Annotated in this window: 13 protein-coding genes; 10 read left to right on the top strand and 3 right to left on the bottom strand. The window is 63.1% G+C overall.

The annotated features are described in order from the left end of the window. Nucleotides 1-9: 9 nt before the first annotated feature. The 4 genes from ACJD00_RS10140 to ACJD00_RS10125 all read left to right on the top strand — a co-directional run bounded on the left by ACJD00_RS10140 (nucleotide 10) and on the right by ACJD00_RS10125 (nucleotide 7,466). Nucleotides 10-2,007, top strand: coding sequence for an APC family permease (locus ACJD00_RS10140; RefSeq protein WP_309406632.1), 1,998 nt, complete (start codon nucleotides 10-12; stop codon nucleotides 2,005-2,007). A 31-nt stretch (nucleotides 2,008-2,038) separates the two neighbouring features. Continuing rightward, nucleotides 2,039-3,364, top strand: coding sequence for a class I SAM-dependent RNA methyltransferase (locus ACJD00_RS10135; RefSeq protein ID WP_418906909.1), 1,326 nt, complete (start codon nucleotides 2,039-2,041; stop codon nucleotides 3,362-3,364). Between the two features lie 189 nt (nucleotides 3,365-3,553). Beyond that, on the top strand, nucleotides 3,554-6,256 hold the full coding sequence (acnA, locus tag ACJD00_RS10130; RefSeq protein WP_309406636.1) for an aconitate hydratase AcnA: 2,703 nt from the start codon (nucleotides 3,554-3,556) through the stop codon (nucleotides 6,254-6,256). A 358-nt stretch (nucleotides 6,257-6,614) separates the two neighbouring features. Beyond that, nucleotides 6,615-7,466: an aminoglycoside phosphotransferase family protein gene (locus tag ACJD00_RS10125; RefSeq protein ID WP_418906908.1), complete on the top strand. Its 852-nt coding sequence runs from the start codon at nucleotides 6,615-6,617 to the stop codon at nucleotides 7,464-7,466. 79 nt (nucleotides 7,467-7,545) lie between these two features. Here ACJD00_RS10125 and ACJD00_RS10120 read toward each other — a convergent pair whose 3' ends face one another. Continuing rightward, nucleotides 7,546-8,778 (bottom strand): beta-ketoacyl-[acyl-carrier-protein] synthase family protein, encoded by a 1,233-nt coding sequence (locus ACJD00_RS10120; RefSeq protein ID WP_418906907.1) that lies wholly within the window; start codon nucleotides 8,776-8,778, stop codon nucleotides 7,546-7,548. A 55-nt stretch (nucleotides 8,779-8,833) separates the two neighbouring features. Between ACJD00_RS10120 and ACJD00_RS10115 the strand changes: the two genes are divergently transcribed. The 5 genes from ACJD00_RS10115 to ACJD00_RS10095 all read left to right on the top strand — a co-directional run bounded on the left by ACJD00_RS10115 (nucleotide 8,834) and on the right by ACJD00_RS10095 (nucleotide 13,078). Beyond that, the gene (locus ACJD00_RS10115) at nucleotides 8,834-9,478 is read left to right on the top strand and encodes a TetR/AcrR family transcriptional regulator C-terminal domain-containing protein (protein ID WP_418906906.1); all 645 of its coding nucleotides are present in this window, start codon (nucleotides 8,834-8,836) and stop codon (nucleotides 9,476-9,478) included. A gap of 81 nt (nucleotides 9,479-9,559) precedes the next feature. Beyond that, nucleotides 9,560-11,527: a 1-deoxy-D-xylulose-5-phosphate synthase gene (gene dxs / locus ACJD00_RS10110; RefSeq protein WP_418906905.1), complete on the top strand. Its 1,968-nt coding sequence runs from the start codon at nucleotides 9,560-9,562 to the stop codon at nucleotides 11,525-11,527. After that, nucleotides 11,524-12,135 (top strand): DUF402 domain-containing protein, encoded by a 612-nt coding sequence (locus tag ACJD00_RS10105; RefSeq protein WP_418906904.1) that lies wholly within the window; start codon nucleotides 11,524-11,526, stop codon nucleotides 12,133-12,135. The genes dxs and ACJD00_RS10105 overlap by 4 nt, the downstream gene beginning before the upstream one ends. Before the next feature lie 5 nt (nucleotides 12,136-12,140). Next, a complete protein-coding gene (locus ACJD00_RS10100; RefSeq protein WP_418906903.1) occupies nucleotides 12,141-12,710 on the top strand; it encodes a hypothetical protein in 570 nt (189 codons plus the stop codon). Nucleotides 12,711-12,754: 44 nt separating this feature from the next. After that, a complete protein-coding gene (locus tag ACJD00_RS10095; RefSeq protein ID WP_309406649.1) occupies nucleotides 12,755-13,078 on the top strand; it encodes a hypothetical protein in 324 nt (107 codons plus the stop codon). 109 nt (nucleotides 13,079-13,187) lie between these two features. Here the strand turns inward: ACJD00_RS10095 and argG are convergent, their stop codons facing one another. After that, nucleotides 13,188-14,615, bottom strand: a complete 1,428-nt coding sequence (argG, locus tag ACJD00_RS10090; RefSeq protein WP_418906902.1) for an argininosuccinate synthase — start codon at nucleotides 14,613-14,615, stop codon at nucleotides 13,188-13,190. Nucleotides 14,616-14,747: 132 nt separating this feature from the next. Between argG and ACJD00_RS10085 the strand changes: the two genes are divergently transcribed. Then, nucleotides 14,748-15,725, top strand: coding sequence for an aldo/keto reductase (locus ACJD00_RS10085; RefSeq protein ID WP_418909328.1), 978 nt, complete (start codon nucleotides 14,748-14,750; stop codon nucleotides 15,723-15,725). Between the two features lie 81 nt (nucleotides 15,726-15,806). Here ACJD00_RS10085 and ACJD00_RS10080 read toward each other — a convergent pair whose 3' ends face one another. Next, a complete protein-coding gene (locus tag ACJD00_RS10080; RefSeq protein ID WP_418906901.1) occupies nucleotides 15,807-16,286 on the bottom strand; it encodes a Rieske (2Fe-2S) protein in 480 nt (159 codons plus the stop codon). Nucleotides 16,287-16,349: the final 63 nt, after the last annotated feature.

The following is a 16,349-nucleotide window of genomic DNA, read 5'->3' as shown; positions in this document are numbered from 1 at the left end:
CGTTGAGGCGTGCCTGCTTTATTTGATGGTCTGAAACGGATCCTCGTGGGCCGGCCCTTTAGCACCGCACGGTTGAAAAAGAAGCCGCTCCCACCGAAGATCGCGCTGCCAATTTTTTCCTCCAGTGCCCTCTCGTCGTTGGCCTATGCGCCCGACGAAATTCTGTTGACCCTGGCCATGGCCGGGGTGGCGGCAACCGCACTCTCACCGATGGTGGGGCTCGCGGTGATGGCGGTGCTGTTGGTGCTGGTACTGTCCTATCGCCAATCCGTGGCAGCCTACCCTTCCGGGGGCGGCGACTACGAGATTGCGCGCAAGAACCTCGGCCCGCGTGCCGGAACCGCGGTTGCGGCCGCGCTGCTGGTGGACTTCGTGCTGACCGTGGCGGTTTCCAGTTCATCCATCGCCCTCTACCTGGGTGCGATTATCCCGGTGTTGGAGCAGCATCACACGCTGGTGGCCTCGCTGATCGTGTTGGTGTTGATGATCGGCAACCTGCGCGGTCGTGGTCAGGGCCGCTGGTCGCTGGCCATCCCGGTGTACCTGTTCGTGACCGGCATCCTCGTGATGATTGCGGTGGGTGTGGTCAAGGCGCTGACCAACACGCTCGGGCACGCACCCAGCGCGGAACTGACCATCGTGCCCGAGGCGGGACTCTCCACCGGATTGCACGGAATCGTCGGGGCACTGCTCATTCTGCGTGCCTTCTCGACCGGTTCGGCGGCGTTGACCGGTATTGAGGTGCCGATCTCCAACGTGCACTACCTGTCGAAACCCAAGGCGAAAAACGCCGGGCGGATCTTGGTGATTCTCGGGGCACTCTCCGGCGTACTGACCATCGGTACCCTGATGCTGGCCAAGGCCACCGGGGTGAAGGTCGTGGCCGATCCGCAGCGTTCCCTACTTCGCGATGGGGGACCGATACCCGAAGACTATGTGCAGCTGCCGGTGCTCGGTCAGCTGGCCGAAGCGGTCTTTGGCAATGTGTTCATCGCTACCGCCATTGTCTCGGCGCTGACCATCGGCGTGTTGCTGATGGCGGGTAATCACGCCTTCAATTCTTTCCCGAACCTTGCCAGCCACCTGGCCACCGACGGCTTCCTGCCACGGCAGTTGCGCACACGCGGCGACCGTCTGGGATTCTCCAACGGCATCCTGTCACTGGGTGTGGCCGCCCTGGCGTTGGTCGTGCTCTTCCAAGCCGATGTGACCATTTTGGTGCAGCTCTACGTGGTGGGCGTGTTCGTTTCCTTCAGCCTGAGCCAGATGGGCATGCTCAAGCACTGGTCGCGTGTGTTGGTGAGCGTCACCGACCGCAAGCTGCGCCGCTCGCTGCTGCGCAAACGCCTGCTGACGCTGCTCGGCCTGGGCCTGTCCGCACTGGTGCTGGTCATCGTCCTAGCCACACGACTGGTCCATGGAGCCTGGCTGGCGGTGCTGGGCATTCTGGTGCTGATGCTCGTGATGGATTCGCTGCACCGGCACTATCAGCTGGTGGACCGGGAACTGGCGGTGAGCGACGACGAGTCCGCCTCTGCGTTGCCGGCCCGCGTGCATGCGCTGGTGCTGGTCTCCACCGTGCGCAAACCCGTGCTGCGGGCGCTGGCCTTCGCGCGCGCCTCCCGCCCCTCCAAGCTGGAGGCGATCATCGTGGACGTCGAGCAGGAGAAGACCGAACGCACCTTGGCGGAGTGGGAACGGCTACGTCTGCCGGTGCCTATCACCGCACTGGCCTCACCGTACCGCGACATCGCTGGCCCGCTGATCGAGCATATTCGGTCGATCAAACGTGAATCGCCGCGTGATCTCATCGTGGTCTACATCCCCGAGTACGTCGTGGGGCATTGGTGGGAACAACTGGTGCACAACCAGACGGCGATGCGCGTGAAAAACCGCCTGCACTACGAGCCCGGTGTGCTCATCGCCTCGGTGCCATGGCGGCTACTGAGTTCCGCCGATGCCCACTTCGGGGCGCCCACCGAAGAATCCTCTGCCCACCGCCGTTAGCCCACGAAGTTTAAGAAGGACCCATATCACCATGAGCACCACCGAGCTGGTTGAGCTGCGCCTAGGACCGATCGCCCACGGCGGGCACACCGTCGCCCGCCACGAGGGCCGGGTGGTGTTCGTGCGGCACGGAATCCCCGGAGAGCTGGTGCGCGCACGGCTGACCGATGCCGGCGAGCAGGCCAAATTCTGGCGAGCCGATGTCGCCGAAGTGCTGGAGCCCAGCGCCGAGCGTCAACCGCACTTTTGGGCGCCGGCCGATGCCCTGCTGAGCGAGCAGCCCGTGGGCGGTGCCGAATTCGGGCATATCGCGCTGGACTTTCAGCGTCAGCTCAAGGCGCGTGTGGCGGTTGAACAGCTCACTCGCCTGGGTCAGATCGACCCGGTGCGTCTGGAACATCTAGTTGCCGCCCAACCGGCCCCCGGCGATGTCAGCGGGCTGGGCTGGCGGACCCGCATGTCCTACGCTGTGGACGCTTCGGGCGCCTTGGCCATGAGTGCTTACCGGAGCAATTCGTTGACCGCCATTACCCGTATGCCGCTTGCGCACCCGGCCATTGAAGCCAGTGGAATCTATGCAGTGAAGTATCCGGGGATCAGCCGGGTCGAGGTTGCGGTGTCCAGTCTCGATGACCGTAGCGTGCTGGTGCTGCTTATTGAGGAGCAGCCCGGTGCCGCGAAGGCCGTGGCCCGGCAACTGCCAGCGGAGCTGAACGTTGCGGCACTGACCCAACAGCGCGGGGCGGCCGCCGACGGGCGCGGTAGCCTGAGCGTGCTTCAAGGCCGCAGCTGGCTGACCGAAGAGGTGCTGGGGCAGGAATACCGGATCACCGGTGAGGGCTTTTGGCAGGTGCACCGCGCCGCGGCGACGGTCCTTAGCGAACGCGTGCTTGAACTGCTGGACCCGCAACCCGGGCAGGCGGTGGCCGATCTCTATGCAGGTGCCGGGTTGTTCTCTGCGCACCTCGCCGCGGCAGTGGGGCCTAGCGGTGCGCTCTATAGTGTGGAGGGCGCTCCGGGAACCCACGCGGACGCGAAGAAGAACTTGCGTCACTTCCCGCAGGCGCAGGTGATTCGCGGTCGGGTTGAACGCGTGTTGCACCAGGTGGTCGAAGAGCGTGAGCTCGATGGGGTGGTGCTCGATCCACCACGTGCCGGGGTGGATAAGAAGGTCGCGGCCGAGCTGGCGGCCAGCGGCGCCCGCAGGCTTTGCTACGTATCGTGCGATCCGGCGTCCTTCGCCCGAGACACCGCACGCCTGAGCGCCCGCGGCTACGAATTAGCGAACGTTGAAGTTCACGATTTGTACCCGCAAACCCATCACATGGAACTCGTGGGGCTCTTTCAGTGCCAATAATCGAGAAATTTCCCCCGCTAAACATGAAAAGCGGGGGAAATTTGCTACTCCGCCCGCATTTGCCGCGCGATGCCGATACACTGTCTTTAGCTCTGCCGCGGTAGTAGCACGACGATTTCAGTTAGGGGTTCCTAACTGGAATTCCGTGTGAGCGTGCATCAAGATGAATGTCTGGCGAGAGGAGTCCCAATGAGCAATGTGGACAGCTTCGGTGCTAAGGGCGTATTGGACGTCAACGGAACCGAATATGAAATTTACCGACTGAACACGGTCGAAGGCTCGGACAGCCTTCCCTACAGCCTCAAGGTTCTGCTAGAGAACCTGCTACGCACCGAAGACGGCGCGAACATCACCAAGGACCACATCAACGCATTGGGTCAGTGGGACGCCTCGGCGCAGCCTAACACCGAGATCCAGTTCACCCCGGCCCGTGTGATCATGCAGGACTTCACCGGCGTTCCCTGCGTCGTTGACCTGGCCACCATGCGTGAAGCCGTCAAGGAGCTCGGCGGCGACCCGAAGCGGGTGAACCCGCTGGCACCGGCCGAAATGGTCATCGACCACTCCGTGCAGATCGACACCTTCGGTTTCGAAGGCGCCATCGAGCGCAACATGGAAATCGAGTACCAGCGCAACGGCGAACGCTACCAGTTCCTGCGCTGGGGCCAGACCGCATTCGATGACTTCAAGGTCGTCCCGCCGGGCACCGGTATCGTGCACCAGGTCAACATCGAGTACCTGGCCCGCACCGTAATGACCCGCGAGGTCGACGGCGTGCTGCGTGCCTACCCGGACACCTGCGTCGGCACCGACTCGCACACCACCATGGTCAACGGCATGGGCGTGCTCGGCTGGGGCGTCGGTGGCATCGAAGCCGAGGCTGCCATGCTCGGCCAGCCGGTTTCCATGCTGATCCCACGCGTCGTTGGCTTCAAGCTCTCGGGCTCGATCCCGGCCGGCGCGACCGCCACCGACGTGGTGCTGACCATCACCGAAATGCTGCGTAAGCACGGTGTGGTCGGCAAGTTCGTGGAATTCTACGGCGACGGCGTCGCCGAAGTGCCGCTGGCTAACCGCGCCACCATCGGTAACATGTCCCCGGAATTCGGTTCCACCGCCGCCATGTTCCCGATCGACGATGTCACCCTGGACTACCTGCGCCTGACCGGCCGCAGCGAGCAGAACATCGCCCTGGTCGAGGCCTACGCCAAGGAACAGGGCATGTGGCACGATCCGAGCCGCGAGCTGCGCTTCAGCGAATACCTCGAGCTGGACCTGTCCACCGTGGTGCCTTCCATCGCTGGCCCGAAGCGTCCGCAGGACCGCATCGAGCTCACCAGCGCCAAGGAGCAGTTCCGCAAGGACATCCACAACTACGTCTCCGACACCACCGACGCCTTGGGCGTTGGCCGTCCGTCGCAGGCCGTCGAGGTAACCCGCGGCGATGAGACCTTCACCATCGACAACGGTCTGGTCTCGATCGCTTCGATCACCTCCTGCACCAACACCTCGAACCCTTCGGTGATGCTGGCCGCCGCCGTGCTGGCCCGCAATGCCGCCAAGAAGGGCCTGAAGTCCAAGCCATGGGTCAAGACCTCCGTGGCTCCGGGCTCCAAGGTCGTCACCGAGTACTACGAGAAGTCCGGCCTGTTGCCGTACCTCGAAGAACTGGGCTTCTACGTCGTCGGTTACGGCTGCGCCACCTGCATCGGTAACTCCGGCCCGTTGGACACCGAGATCTCCGAGGCCATCCAGGCCAACGACCTGGCCGCAACCGCCGTGCTCTCCGGTAACCGTAACTTCGAAGGCCGCATCAACCCGGACGTGAAGATGAACTACCTGGCCTCCCCGCCACTGGTCATCGCCTACGCCCTGGCCGGCACCATGGACTTCGACTTCGAGACTGACTCGCTCGGCCGCGACGCCGACGGCAACGAGATCTTCCTCAAGGACATCTGGCCTTCGCCGACCGAGGTCCAGGAGATCATCGACTCGTCCATCGACGAGGCCATGTTCGCCAAGGGTTACGAGGGTGTCTTCGAGGGCGACGATCGCTGGAAGGCTCTCGACACCCCTGAGGGCGACACCTTCGCCTGGGACGAGAACTCCACCTACGCCCGTAAGGCCCCGTACTTCGATGGCATGACCGCTGAACCGCAGCCGGTCACCGACATCGAGGGTGCTCGCGTGCTGCTGAAGCTGGGCGACTCGGTCACCACCGACCACATTTCCCCGGCCGGTTCCTTCAAGTCCGAAACCCCGGCAGGTCAGTACCTGATCGCCAACGGTGTGGATCGCAAGGACTTCAACTCCTACGGCTCGCGCCGTGGTAACCACGAGGTCATGATCCGCGGTACCTTCGCGAACATCCGCATCAAGAACCAGCTGCTGGATGGCGTCGAGGGTGGTTTCACTCGCGACTTCACCCAGGAGGGTGCACCGCAGTCCTACGTCTACGATGCCGCCGAAAACTACAAGGCTGCCGGCACCCCGCTGGTCGTCCTCGGTGGTAAGGAATACGGTTCGGGCTCCTCGCGTGACTGGGCTGCAAAGGGCACCGCACTGTTGGGTGTCAAGGCCGTCATCACCGAATCCTTCGAGCGCATCCACCGCTCGAACTTGATCGGTATGGGCGTGTTGCCGCTGCAGTTCCCGGCCGGCGAGTCCGCCGATTCGCTGGGTCTGACCGGTACCGAGGTCTTCTCGATCTCCGGTGTGACCGAGCTGAACAACGGCACGACCCCGAAGACCGTGAAGGTCACCGCCACCGCCGAAGACGGCAAGGTGACCGAATTCGACGCCGTAGTGCGTATCGATACGCCAGGTGAAGCCGATTACTACCGTAACGGCGGCATCTTGCAGTACGTGCTGCGTCAGATCTCGGCTAACTAATTAGTCGACATCACTGGAACACCGCGGGGCGGGTAGACCTACTGGGTCTGCCCGCCCCGCGGGTCTTTAAGCGCAGAACACTCTTAGTGCCTACGCCCCTGATTTAGGGCTTTAGGATGCATTGTTCGGCACTGCGGGGATGGCGGCCGGCGACGGTATGGCTGCTGGACGTCGTCTGACTGTTGTTGGGCACGAGCGGGCGACAGTCAAACACCATGGACGAACCAGCCGATGCCTCAGGGGGATGATACGGCGCATCTGGTCCTCACCGGCTCTGCATTCGCCGCCCGGGAATAGGTATTAGCTGGCGTCGGTTTCGCGGAATACCGACGACATAAGTACGGCCTAGGCTGGTGTCATGAACGCGCCCGCACAACGCGACCTAACCGCCGAGCAGACAGGCTTACTGCGGCAATGGCTGGGTCAATATGAAATCCTCGAAGACCTCTCGTGGCCGACAGGCGAGAACATCGTGCTTCGGGTGCGCACCGCCCGACGGGATTTAATCGTCAAGGCCGGTCGGGGATCGACTCACCACATTGGTCGAGAAATTCGTGCACACGGACAGCATCTAACCGCCTGGTATGCCCGTAGGGCGACCAACAAGATGCTCCATGCACACGCTGGTGCCAAACTCTTAGTGCTCGAATACCTGCCCGGTCGATTGGCGCAAGGAACACCCGCCGAATATTCACCCGAGGTGCATCGGCAGGCCGGAGAACTTCTGCGCGTATTGCATGAGCAAGACTCGCAACCCAGCGGCGACTACGAAGCACGCCTTGTTGCGAGCACCATTGAGCTATTGGGCGGAAGTCACCGGATAGATCCCGAGCTTCGAGTCAGAGCCGAGTCCTGGCTTCACGGTTACCGTCCGCGGCCCATAGCCCTTGTGCCCACTCATGGTGACTGGCAGCCCCGCAATTGGCTCGTGCAGGAAGGGCAATTGGGAGCCATTGATCTGGGGCGTTTCGATTTCCGCCCGGCATCCAGCGATCTGGTGCGGCTACATCATCAGCAATGGGTCGAACACCCCGAGTTGGCGCAGGCCCACCGCGAAGGATATGGTGCCGATCCTCGGGCGTATCCGGGGTGGAAGCTGGCCGAGATCCGCGAAGCGATTGGCACCGCGGTGTGGGCTTACCGGATGGGGGATGAGCAGTTCGAGACCCAAGGCCACCATATGCTGGCCGAAGTGCTGCACGGCCTCTAGCGAAGCAACATGCTCAACGTGCGCAAAGCCCGGACGCTGGCCGATCTATGTTGACCAGCGTCCGGGCATTGGATGCCTACTATGCCTTGGAGAAGAGCAACGAGACGTTCTGGCCACCGAACCCAAAGGAGTTGCTCAGCGCGTGATCGAAGGTCGTCTCACGTGCCTGCGTGTGGACCACATCGAGCGTGATTTCTTCGTCCAGTTCGCTGAGGTTGCGTGTTGGCGGAATGATCTGCTGTTCGAGGGACATGATGGTCACGATGGCCTCCACGGCGCCGGCCGCGCCCACCAAGTGTCCGAGCGCCCCCTTCGGTGCCGTGACGGCAGGGGAGTGTTCGAACACCTCGTTGACCGCCTTGCTCTCACTCAGGTCGCCAACGGTTGTTCCCGTGGCGTGGGCATTGAGGTGTCCCACCGCCGAGGGAGTCAGCCCCGCGAGTTTGATCGCCTGGCGCATGGCACGGATCTGTCCCGCACCGCTGGGATCCGAGGCGGTGATGTGATACGCGTCCGAGGTGATTGCCCAGCCGCTGAGCCGTGCATGCGCCCGTGCGCCACGGCGTGCTGCGTGTTCGGCGCTTTCGAGGATCACCACACCAGCCCCTTCGCCGAGCACGAATCCGGCGCGGTCGGCCGAGAACGGTCGGGATAGTTCCTCGGCGGGTCGTTCATCCGGCTTGGCCAGTGCCTGGGCCTGTGAGAAGGCCGCCACGGTCAATGGTGCGATTGCTGCTTCGGCACCGCCGGCGATCACCACATCAGCCTCGCCGGTGGCGATCAGTCGGGCCGCCGTCGCCAGTGCTTCTGCACCGGCAGCACACGCGCTGACCGGGGTATAGGTTCCGGCCTTGGCCCCGTAGGTCATCGCGACCTGTGCGCTTGCAGCGTTGGCCATCAGCATCGGGACGGTACGCGGGCTGACCCGGCGGGCTCCGCGTTCGAGGAGAACGTGTTCCTGATCCAGCAACGTATTGAGGCCGCCGATGCCGGTGCCAATGACCGCTGCCAGCCGTTCCGGATCGAGCTCGGTTTCGGCGTCGAATCCCGCATCGGCCCATGCCTGCTCGGCGGCCACGAGGGCAAATTGCTGGGAGCGGTCCAAGCGACGTGTCGCCGGTTTGCCAAGTAGCTCGGCCATATCGACGGTAACCGCGCCGGCGATTGCGTCGGGCACACCTGCCTCAGCGAATCGCGGGTCGGTCAAGGCGGCGATGCCGGAGCTCGAGGCAGCTAGTCCGGAAAAGAGCGCTTCGGTGCCGAGCCCCAGTGGGGTGATGGCACCGTAGCCGGTTACGACGATGTCGGTCACGAAGAATCCTTCTTGTATGGAAAACAAGTTTCTTCACTCAGTATACAATAGCGCTATGAGTGGGCAGCATCGCGAGGGCAGCACGAAGCCGGGGTCTCGAGGTCAGATCACCCGTCAGCGCATTCGCAATAGTGCCGCGGAGCTCTTCGCGCGCTACGCGCCAGAGGAAGTGACGGTCTCGACCATCGCGCGCCACGCTGGGGTGTATCCCAACCAAATCACCCACCATTTTGGGTCCAAGGACGCACTCTTTGTGGAGTCGGCGTTCTCCTCGTTGTTGCGCGACTCCGCACGGCTCAAAACCGTCTCCCGTCGCACGGCCGATCCCGAGGTGTTTGTCACAGCCTTGGCGCGCACCGCGTTGGTGATGCCATCGATCCCAATGGTCGTCTCGGCCCTGGGCCTAGGGCGTTCACATACCGCGCTGCAACCCACGCTGACCGGTGGCATGAAGGTCCTCTTTCGCAGTTCGACGCACTATGTGCGCGCCATACTGCAGGAAAAGGGCTGGACAATGCCCGAATCGGTGGAAAAGGAAGTGAAAACCTTCTGGAGCACGATTTTCGGTGCAGTACTGATGGGGCAGGCCGGTTTCCAAGGAACTCCCTCGGATCTCGATGTCGCGTCGCTGGTGCGAATCAACGCCGACCCAGAAGCTATGGGCGAGCGATTCGCGCCCGACCGCACTGGTGGCGGATAATAAACGGTAGACGTGCCGGTCTATACTAGAAGATTCGCGGGGTGCACGCCGCGCGAGGTGCACGAGGTGAAGGGGAACTACGTGTCTTTGCTCAAGACCATCAACAAGCCCGCAGATTTGCGCGCCCTCACCCCGGAACAGCTACACGAGCTGGCCGAGGAAATCCGCGGTTTTCTCATCGCCAATGTGGCGCGCACCGGTGGACACTTAGGACCCAACCTCGGGGTTGTGGAGCTGACCCTAGGAATTCACCGGATCTTCGATTCGCCGCGTGATTCCATCGTCTTCGATACCGGACACCAGTCCTATGTGCACAAACTTGTAACCGGTCGCCAGAACTTCGACACGTTGCGCAAACAAGGCGGTCTGTCGGGATACCCCGAGCGGGCCGAATCCGAACACGATATTGTCGAGTCCTCCCACGCCTCCTCCTCCCTTTCTTGGATCGACGGAATCTCGCGCGCCCGGGCGCTACGTGGCGAGCAAGACCGGTGGGCGGTAGCGCTCGTAGGCGACGGCGCGCTGACCGGTGGCATGGCCTGGGAAGCGGTGAACAACATTGCCGCCGACAAATCCCGCAAGGCCGTGATTGTCGTCAATGACAACGGCCGCTCCTACGCTCCGACGATCGGCGGCCTGGCTAACCAACTCGCCGGGCTTCGCCAGCAATTGGATCGGGTACGCACACACCCGGCCTACGAAAACGCGATGGATAAGCTCAAGAGCAAATTGCGTGATTCCGGACCGGTCGGGAACTTCACCTACAAATCCCTGCATGCCACCAAGAAGGGCATTAAAGACTGGTGGGCTCCGCAGGGGTTGTTCGAGGATCTTGGCCTCAAATACATTGGCCCGATCGACGGGCACAACCAGAGCGCCGTTGAAGAAGCACTGCTACAGGCGAAAAACTACGGCGGGCCGGTGCTCGTCCATGCGCTGACCGAGAAGGGCCACGGCTACGCCCCGGCACGGGCCGACGAGGCCGACCAATTCCACGCCGTGGGTGTGATCGACCCGGAAACCGGGGTGCCGGTCGCCTCCAGCTCCGCACAGAGCTGGACCAGCGTATTTGGCGAGGAAATCGCTGCGGTAGCCGACGAGCGCGAGGATATTGTGGCCATCACCGGCGCCATGTTGCAGCCGGTCGGTCTTAAAACCATGGCCGAACGCCACCCGGATCGCGTGATCGACGTCGGCATCGCCGAACAGCACGCCATGACCACCGCCGCAGGCCTGGCCTTCGGGGGACTGCACCCGGTGGTCTGCGTCTACGCGACCTTCCTGAACCGCGCCTTCGATCAGCTGCTGATGGACGTGGCGTTGCACAAGGCCGGGGTGACCATCGTGCTCGACCGCGCCGGTGTGACCGGCCCCGACGGCGCCAGCCACCACGGCATGTGGGATATGGCGTTGACCCAGATTATTCCGAATCTGCATCTGGCCGCTCCGCGTGACGCCGACCGGTTGCGCGAGGAACTGCGCGAGTCGCTGCAGATCGATGACGCCCCCAGTGTGGTGCGTTTCTCCAAGGGCAGCGTGGGTGAACCCGTCAATGCCGTGGACCGGCTGCCCGACGGAGTGGACGTATTGGCCCGGCTCGGTGACCGCGCCGCCCCCGACGTGCTGATCGTATCGGTGGGCGCCATGGCCGAGTTGTCACTGGATGTAGCCCGTCGACTGAACAGTCAGGGCGTTTCGGTGACCGTGGTCGACCCGCGCTGGGTGTTGCCCATGCCGAAGTCCGTGGTCTCGCTCGCGGCCCGTCACCGCATTGTCGTGTGCATCGAGGACGGGGTGCGTGTTGGTGGCATTGGCTCCCGCCTACGCACCGAAATGCGTGCAGCCGGGGTAGATACCGCGCTGAACGAGGTAGGTCTACCCACCGAATTCCTGGCCCACGGTACCCGGGCCGAGGTGCTCGAGCGCGTTGGGCTCACCGCCCAACAGGTTGCCCAGGACACCCTCGCCCAAGTTCTAGGCACCAAGGTGCCCTTCGCCCGCCCGCTACCGGGGCAGGATCTGCCCACCGGACAGATTCCCAAGCTATGACCCAAGAACGAGAGTCCTTTCTCGCGCACCTGCAGGATGAGCCGCACGCCCAGTACGGCGACTTCGTGGTGGCGCGGGCCTGGAAATTCGATGGCACCCCGCACTGGGTTGTTCCCGGCTACTACCTGGGCGCCGATGAATACGGGCACTGGATTCATCAACCGGCCGGCTCGCTCGTGGCACGCCCGGGCAGTGCCCACCTGGCCGCCAGCGATGCCCTTTGCCTGATTCCACGCGGGGAAAGCTGGGTCGCGACGCTCTACGACAGCGCGCAGGAAGATTTCGACGTATACATCGACCTGTCCACCTCGGTCGGTTGGGCCCCGCTGAAGTCCGGGGGATGGGAACTGAACTCCATCGACATGGATCTCGATGCCATCCGCTCACGCACCCGCGGTGTGTTCCTTGACGACGAAGACGAATTTACCGAGCACGCGGCGCAGATGGGCTATCCGCGGAACTTGCAGCTCAGCCTACGGCAGACCGCCGAGGGCCTACTGCAGGGTCTAGCGGACGACCGGCCGCCGTTCAACCACTCCTACCGTGCTCAGTGGCGGCAGCGTGCCGCTAATTTTGACGCACGCGACACTAACGTAGCGAAGGACTAATACTGATGGCGATTATCCGCACGTACCGCACCGATGACAAAGGCGAATTGCACTTTCGCGAAGCCTGGTACCAGCAGTTCGAAAACGAAGAGCTCGGCCAGTTCGTGCTGAATCACGGGTCGGTGGGGCATATGTCCAGCACCAACCAATCCGTGGACGTCGAGGCGGAACGTGCCGACGAACTCTTCGCCGGTTTTCTTCAGCAGTGCGCCGAAGACGGCTACGCCGAGATCCCTGCCGAGGAGCAGTCTTGGGTCATCGTGCAGTATGCGCTGAAGTCCAAGGACGGCACCGAACGCGATCGCTACTTGCAGCGTAAGGCCAGCGAGGCGTTGACCGGTCACCTCGCGTGGCGTGGGCTGGGCACCGTTGAATCCTCGGATTTTGCCGCCTACAAGCTGAACATTCGGGTGCTGACGCCTGCTCCGAAAAAGGCCGTGGCCGCGATCAAGACCTGCATCCGCGAGGCCAAGCTCGACTTCACCAAGATGAGCATCGCCACCGCCGGGTACGCAGATCTTGAGCACGCCAAAATGGTGCATCCGACGCCGGCCAAGCCGTTCTCGCTGAGCTAAGCGCGCCGGACGACGACACGAACTGACTTGAGGACTTTCCACCCATGATTCCCCAGGACGGACAGGACCGCGGTGCCGGGGCGAAGCGCAAGCAAGCTCAGGTTGGTGCCAGCCGACTACCGCTGCACCTGATCTTTCAAGCCGGTATTGCCGCGGTCGTGGCGCTGGGTCTTGAGGGGCTACTGCAGCTTCCGGCCGCCAATGGTGCCCTAGCCGGTGTAGCCCTAGCCCTTCTATGTTGGCTGATTCGCGAACTTTATCAACCGACGGCTACCCGGGCCGGGGCGCGCGTGGTGCTCGTGCTGCGCATGCTCTCGATCGTTGGTTTTACCTTTGCCATAAGCGGACTCTCGCGCCTGCTGACGTAGTTCCGTCGCGCACCGCGCCACGCGCGTTGGCCGCTGATACAGTAAAGGTCGCCGCATCCCGATTGCTCGGGATACGGCGACCTTTTTAGTTACTCGGTGCGAGCCGTGACTAGTCGGTGCCGCTATCGAAAGCTGCGGCCTCCAACGAACGGTCCACGGCCAAGGAATCGCCATCGACCGGGGCGGCCTCGGCGATGGCCTCGGCGCCGCCGGCCTCCAGCGTGCCGACCAGCTCGGCGGTGTGCCCGCCGACGAGACCGGCCTTGGCGTACTGCTCCAGGCGGCCGCGCGAATCGGCGATGTCCAGGTTACGCATGGTCAGCTGGCCAATGCGGTCCAGCGGGCCGAAGGCGGCGTCGCCCACGCGCTCCATGGACAGCTTGTCCGGGTGGTAGCTGAGGTTCTCGCCGGTGGTGTCCAAGATCGTGTAGTCGTCGCCGCGGCGCAGGCGCAGGGTGACGGTACCGGAAATGGCCGAGCCAACCCAGCGCTGGATGGATTCGCGGAGCATCAGTGCCTGCGGGTCCAGCCAGCGACCCTCATACATCAGGCGGCCGAGGCGACGGCCCTCGTTGTGGTAGCTGGCCACGGTGTCTTCGTTGTGGATCGCATTGACGAGGCGCTCGTAGGCGATGAACAGCAGGGCCATGCCCGGTGCCTCGTAGATGCCACGCGACTTGGCTTCGATGATGCGGTTTTCGATCTGATCGCTCATGCCCAGGCCGTGACGGCCACCGATCCGGTTGGCCTCATCGACCAGTGCGACGGCGTCGGAGAATTCCTGGCCATTGATGGCCACCGGGCGACCGGCGGCGAAGGTGACCGATACATCCTCGGCCTTGACCTCGACCGACTCGTCCCAGTACTTCACACCCATGATCGGCTCGACGGCTTCCAGCGAGGTGTTCAGCAGTTCGAGGGTCTTGGCCTCGTGGGTTGCACCCCAGATGTTGGCGTCGGTGGAGTAGGCCTTTTCTGCCGAATCGCGGTATGGGAAGCCGTGGGCCTGCAGCCACTCGCTCATTTCCGCTCGTCCGCCCAGCTCGGCGACGAACTGCGGGTCCAGCCATGGCTTGTAAATACGCAGCTTCGGGTTGGCCATCAGCCCGTAACGGTAGAAGCGTTCGATGTCATTGCCCTTGTAGGTGGAGCCATCGCCCCAGACATCGACCCCGTCCTCACGCATGGCGCGTACCAGCAGCGTGCCGGTAACGGCGCGGCCCAGCGGGGTGGTATTGAAGTAGGACTTGCCGCCCGAACGGATATGGAAGGCACCGCAGGCCAGAGCCGCGAAGCCCTCTTCGACCAGCGCGGGCTTGCAGTCGACCAGGCGCGAAGCCTCGGCGCCGTATTCCAGAGCGCGGCCCGGAACGGCATCGATATTCGGCTCGTCGTACTGGCCGAGGTCGCCGGTGTAGGTGTAGGGGATGGCACCCTTATCGCGCATCCAGGCCACGGCCACCGAGGTGTCGAGACCGCCGGAAAATGCGATGCCGACGCGTTCGCCGACGGGGAGGGAGGTGAGGACTTTAGACATGGTCACATCCTAATGGATAAATATGCAATGGTGTGAATCGTGTGCCAAAAAGTGAACTATCAAGGCATCTACCGATAGCGTAGTTCCTATTGGTCGGCAAAGGTTAAGACCTTACGAGAGTGATAAGGAGAAATCGTGGAATTTCGACGATTGGGACGCAGCGGGCTCACAGTATCCGTGGTGGGTCTGGGCTGTAATAACCTTGGGCGCGCGGGGACCGCTACCGAATCGCAAGAGGGCACCAATGAATTGATTCATGCCGCCCTCGATGCGGGGATTACGTTCTTCGACGTGGCCGACATGTACGGCCGGGAGCCCGGGCTTTCCGAACAACGGCTCGGTGCGGCACTTGGATCGCACCGTGAGGATGTCATCGTAGCCACGAAATTCGGACTGGACATGCAGGGCGTCAACGGGCCAGATTATGGTGCTCGCGGTTCCAGGCGCTACATCATGAAAGCCGTCGAAGCATCGCTTCGCCGCTTGGGCACCGACTACATTGACCTGTATCAGTATCACAGCCCCGACGGGCTAACCCCGGTGGATGAAACCCTGCAGACTTTGGACGACCTCGTGCGCAGCGGCAAGGTGCGCTACATCGGACACTCCAACCAGACCGGGTGGCAGATCGCCCAGGCCGAATACGTGGCCCGCCAGCTGGGAACCTCCCGCTTTATCTCGGCGCAAAACCACTACAACCTCATCGACCGTCGGGCCGAGCTGGAGGTGCTGCCGGCCGCCCACGAATTTGGCCTCGGGGTACTGCCCTACTTCCCGCTGGCCAATGGGCTGCTAACCGGCAAATACTCCCAGGGTTCGGCTCCTGAGGGCTCTCGGCTCACCCACTCGCGGCAGAACCTGCTTCACGACACCGATTTCGAGCAGCTCGAGAAGTTTGCCGCCTTTGCCCGCGCCCGTGACCTCACCCCGGCGGAACTGGCCTTCTGTTGGCTGGCCGCGCAGTCGCCGGTGGCCTCGGTGATCGCCGGAGCCACTCGCGTCGAGCAGGTGCGTGCTAACGCCCAGGCCATTAAGTGGGTGCCGAGCGACATCGAGCGTATTGAACTGGACGAGATTTTCCCGCCTGCCGAGAAAATCGCGCTGTTCTAACACTCCAGTGACACAGCGATTGCCGGGCAGCCACCAGATGTGGTGACTGCCCGGCATTCTCTATACCTCGGTGGCTGCGTGCTAGATAGCATCCTTGGGTATGAAAACCAGGATTTCGTCGCCCTCAATTTTGGTGGCGAATCGGGCCAAGGCGGCCTTTGCCGGTCCGTGGGTGGCGGTGCCATCGGCGGGGGAGAACTGCGAGCCGTGGCATGCACAGTAGAAATCCTCGCCCGAGGGTGCGTCGCTACTGACCGCGCAACCCTGATGGGTGCACACATTGGTGTAGGCCAGTACGGAATCCTCGCTCGGGCGGAAGAGCAAGACGCCAACCTCGGAACCATTGGCCCCCGAGGCGACCGCCGAGGCCCGCGAGCCCACGGGCAAGTCCGCTAGGGTCAGCAGGGCCTGGCCCTGGCCGGTTGGCTCGGGTACGGTGCTGGGGGAGTTGACGGGAGCGGCCGAATGGCCATCTCCACAGGCGGCCAGCAGGGCGCTACCACCGAGTGCTGCTCCGACGCCCACGACCGTGCGCCGATTGGGAAGGGAAGTTTCGCTCATGGGCATATTCTTGCAGATCAAGCTATGACCGCACTATGTGCCAAAAAGACCGTGGGCGCTCAC

The sequence above is a fragment of the Glutamicibacter endophyticus genome (assembly GCF_048457885.1).
Taxonomy (GTDB): Bacteria; Actinomycetota; Actinomycetes; order Actinomycetales; family Micrococcaceae; genus Glutamicibacter; species Glutamicibacter endophyticus.
This window is presented reverse-complemented; position numbering and strand designations above follow the sequence as displayed.

Excerpts from the sequence above, each read along its gene's own strand:
- ACJD00_RS10135 (WP_418906909.1), top strand. The coding sequence starts at position 2,039 with ATGAGCACCACCGAGCTGGTTGAGCTGCGCCTAGGACCGATCGCCCAC.
- acnA (WP_309406636.1), top strand. The coding sequence starts at position 3,554 with ATGAGCAATGTGGACAGCTTCGGTGCTAAGGGCGTATTGGACGTCAAC.
- ACJD00_RS10125 (WP_418906908.1), top strand. The coding sequence starts at position 6,615 with ATGAACGCGCCCGCACAACGCGACCTAACCGCCGAGCAGACAGGCTTA.
- ACJD00_RS10115 (WP_418906906.1), top strand. The coding sequence starts at position 8,834 with ATGAGTGGGCAGCATCGCGAGGGCAGCACGAAGCCGGGGTCTCGAGGT.
- ACJD00_RS10105 (WP_418906904.1), top strand. The coding sequence starts at position 11,524 with ATGACCCAAGAACGAGAGTCCTTTCTCGCGCACCTGCAGGATGAGCCG.
- ACJD00_RS10100 (WP_418906903.1), top strand. The coding sequence starts at position 12,141 with ATGGCGATTATCCGCACGTACCGCACCGATGACAAAGGCGAATTGCAC.
- ACJD00_RS10095 (WP_309406649.1), top strand. The coding sequence starts at position 12,755 with ATGATTCCCCAGGACGGACAGGACCGCGGTGCCGGGGCGAAGCGCAAG.
- argG (WP_418906902.1), bottom strand. The coding sequence starts at position 14,615 with ATGTCTAAAGTCCTCACCTCCCTCCCCGTCGGCGAACGCGTCGGCATC.
- ACJD00_RS10080 (WP_418906901.1), bottom strand. The coding sequence starts at position 16,286 with ATGAGCGAAACTTCCCTTCCCAATCGGCGCACGGTCGTGGGCGTCGGA.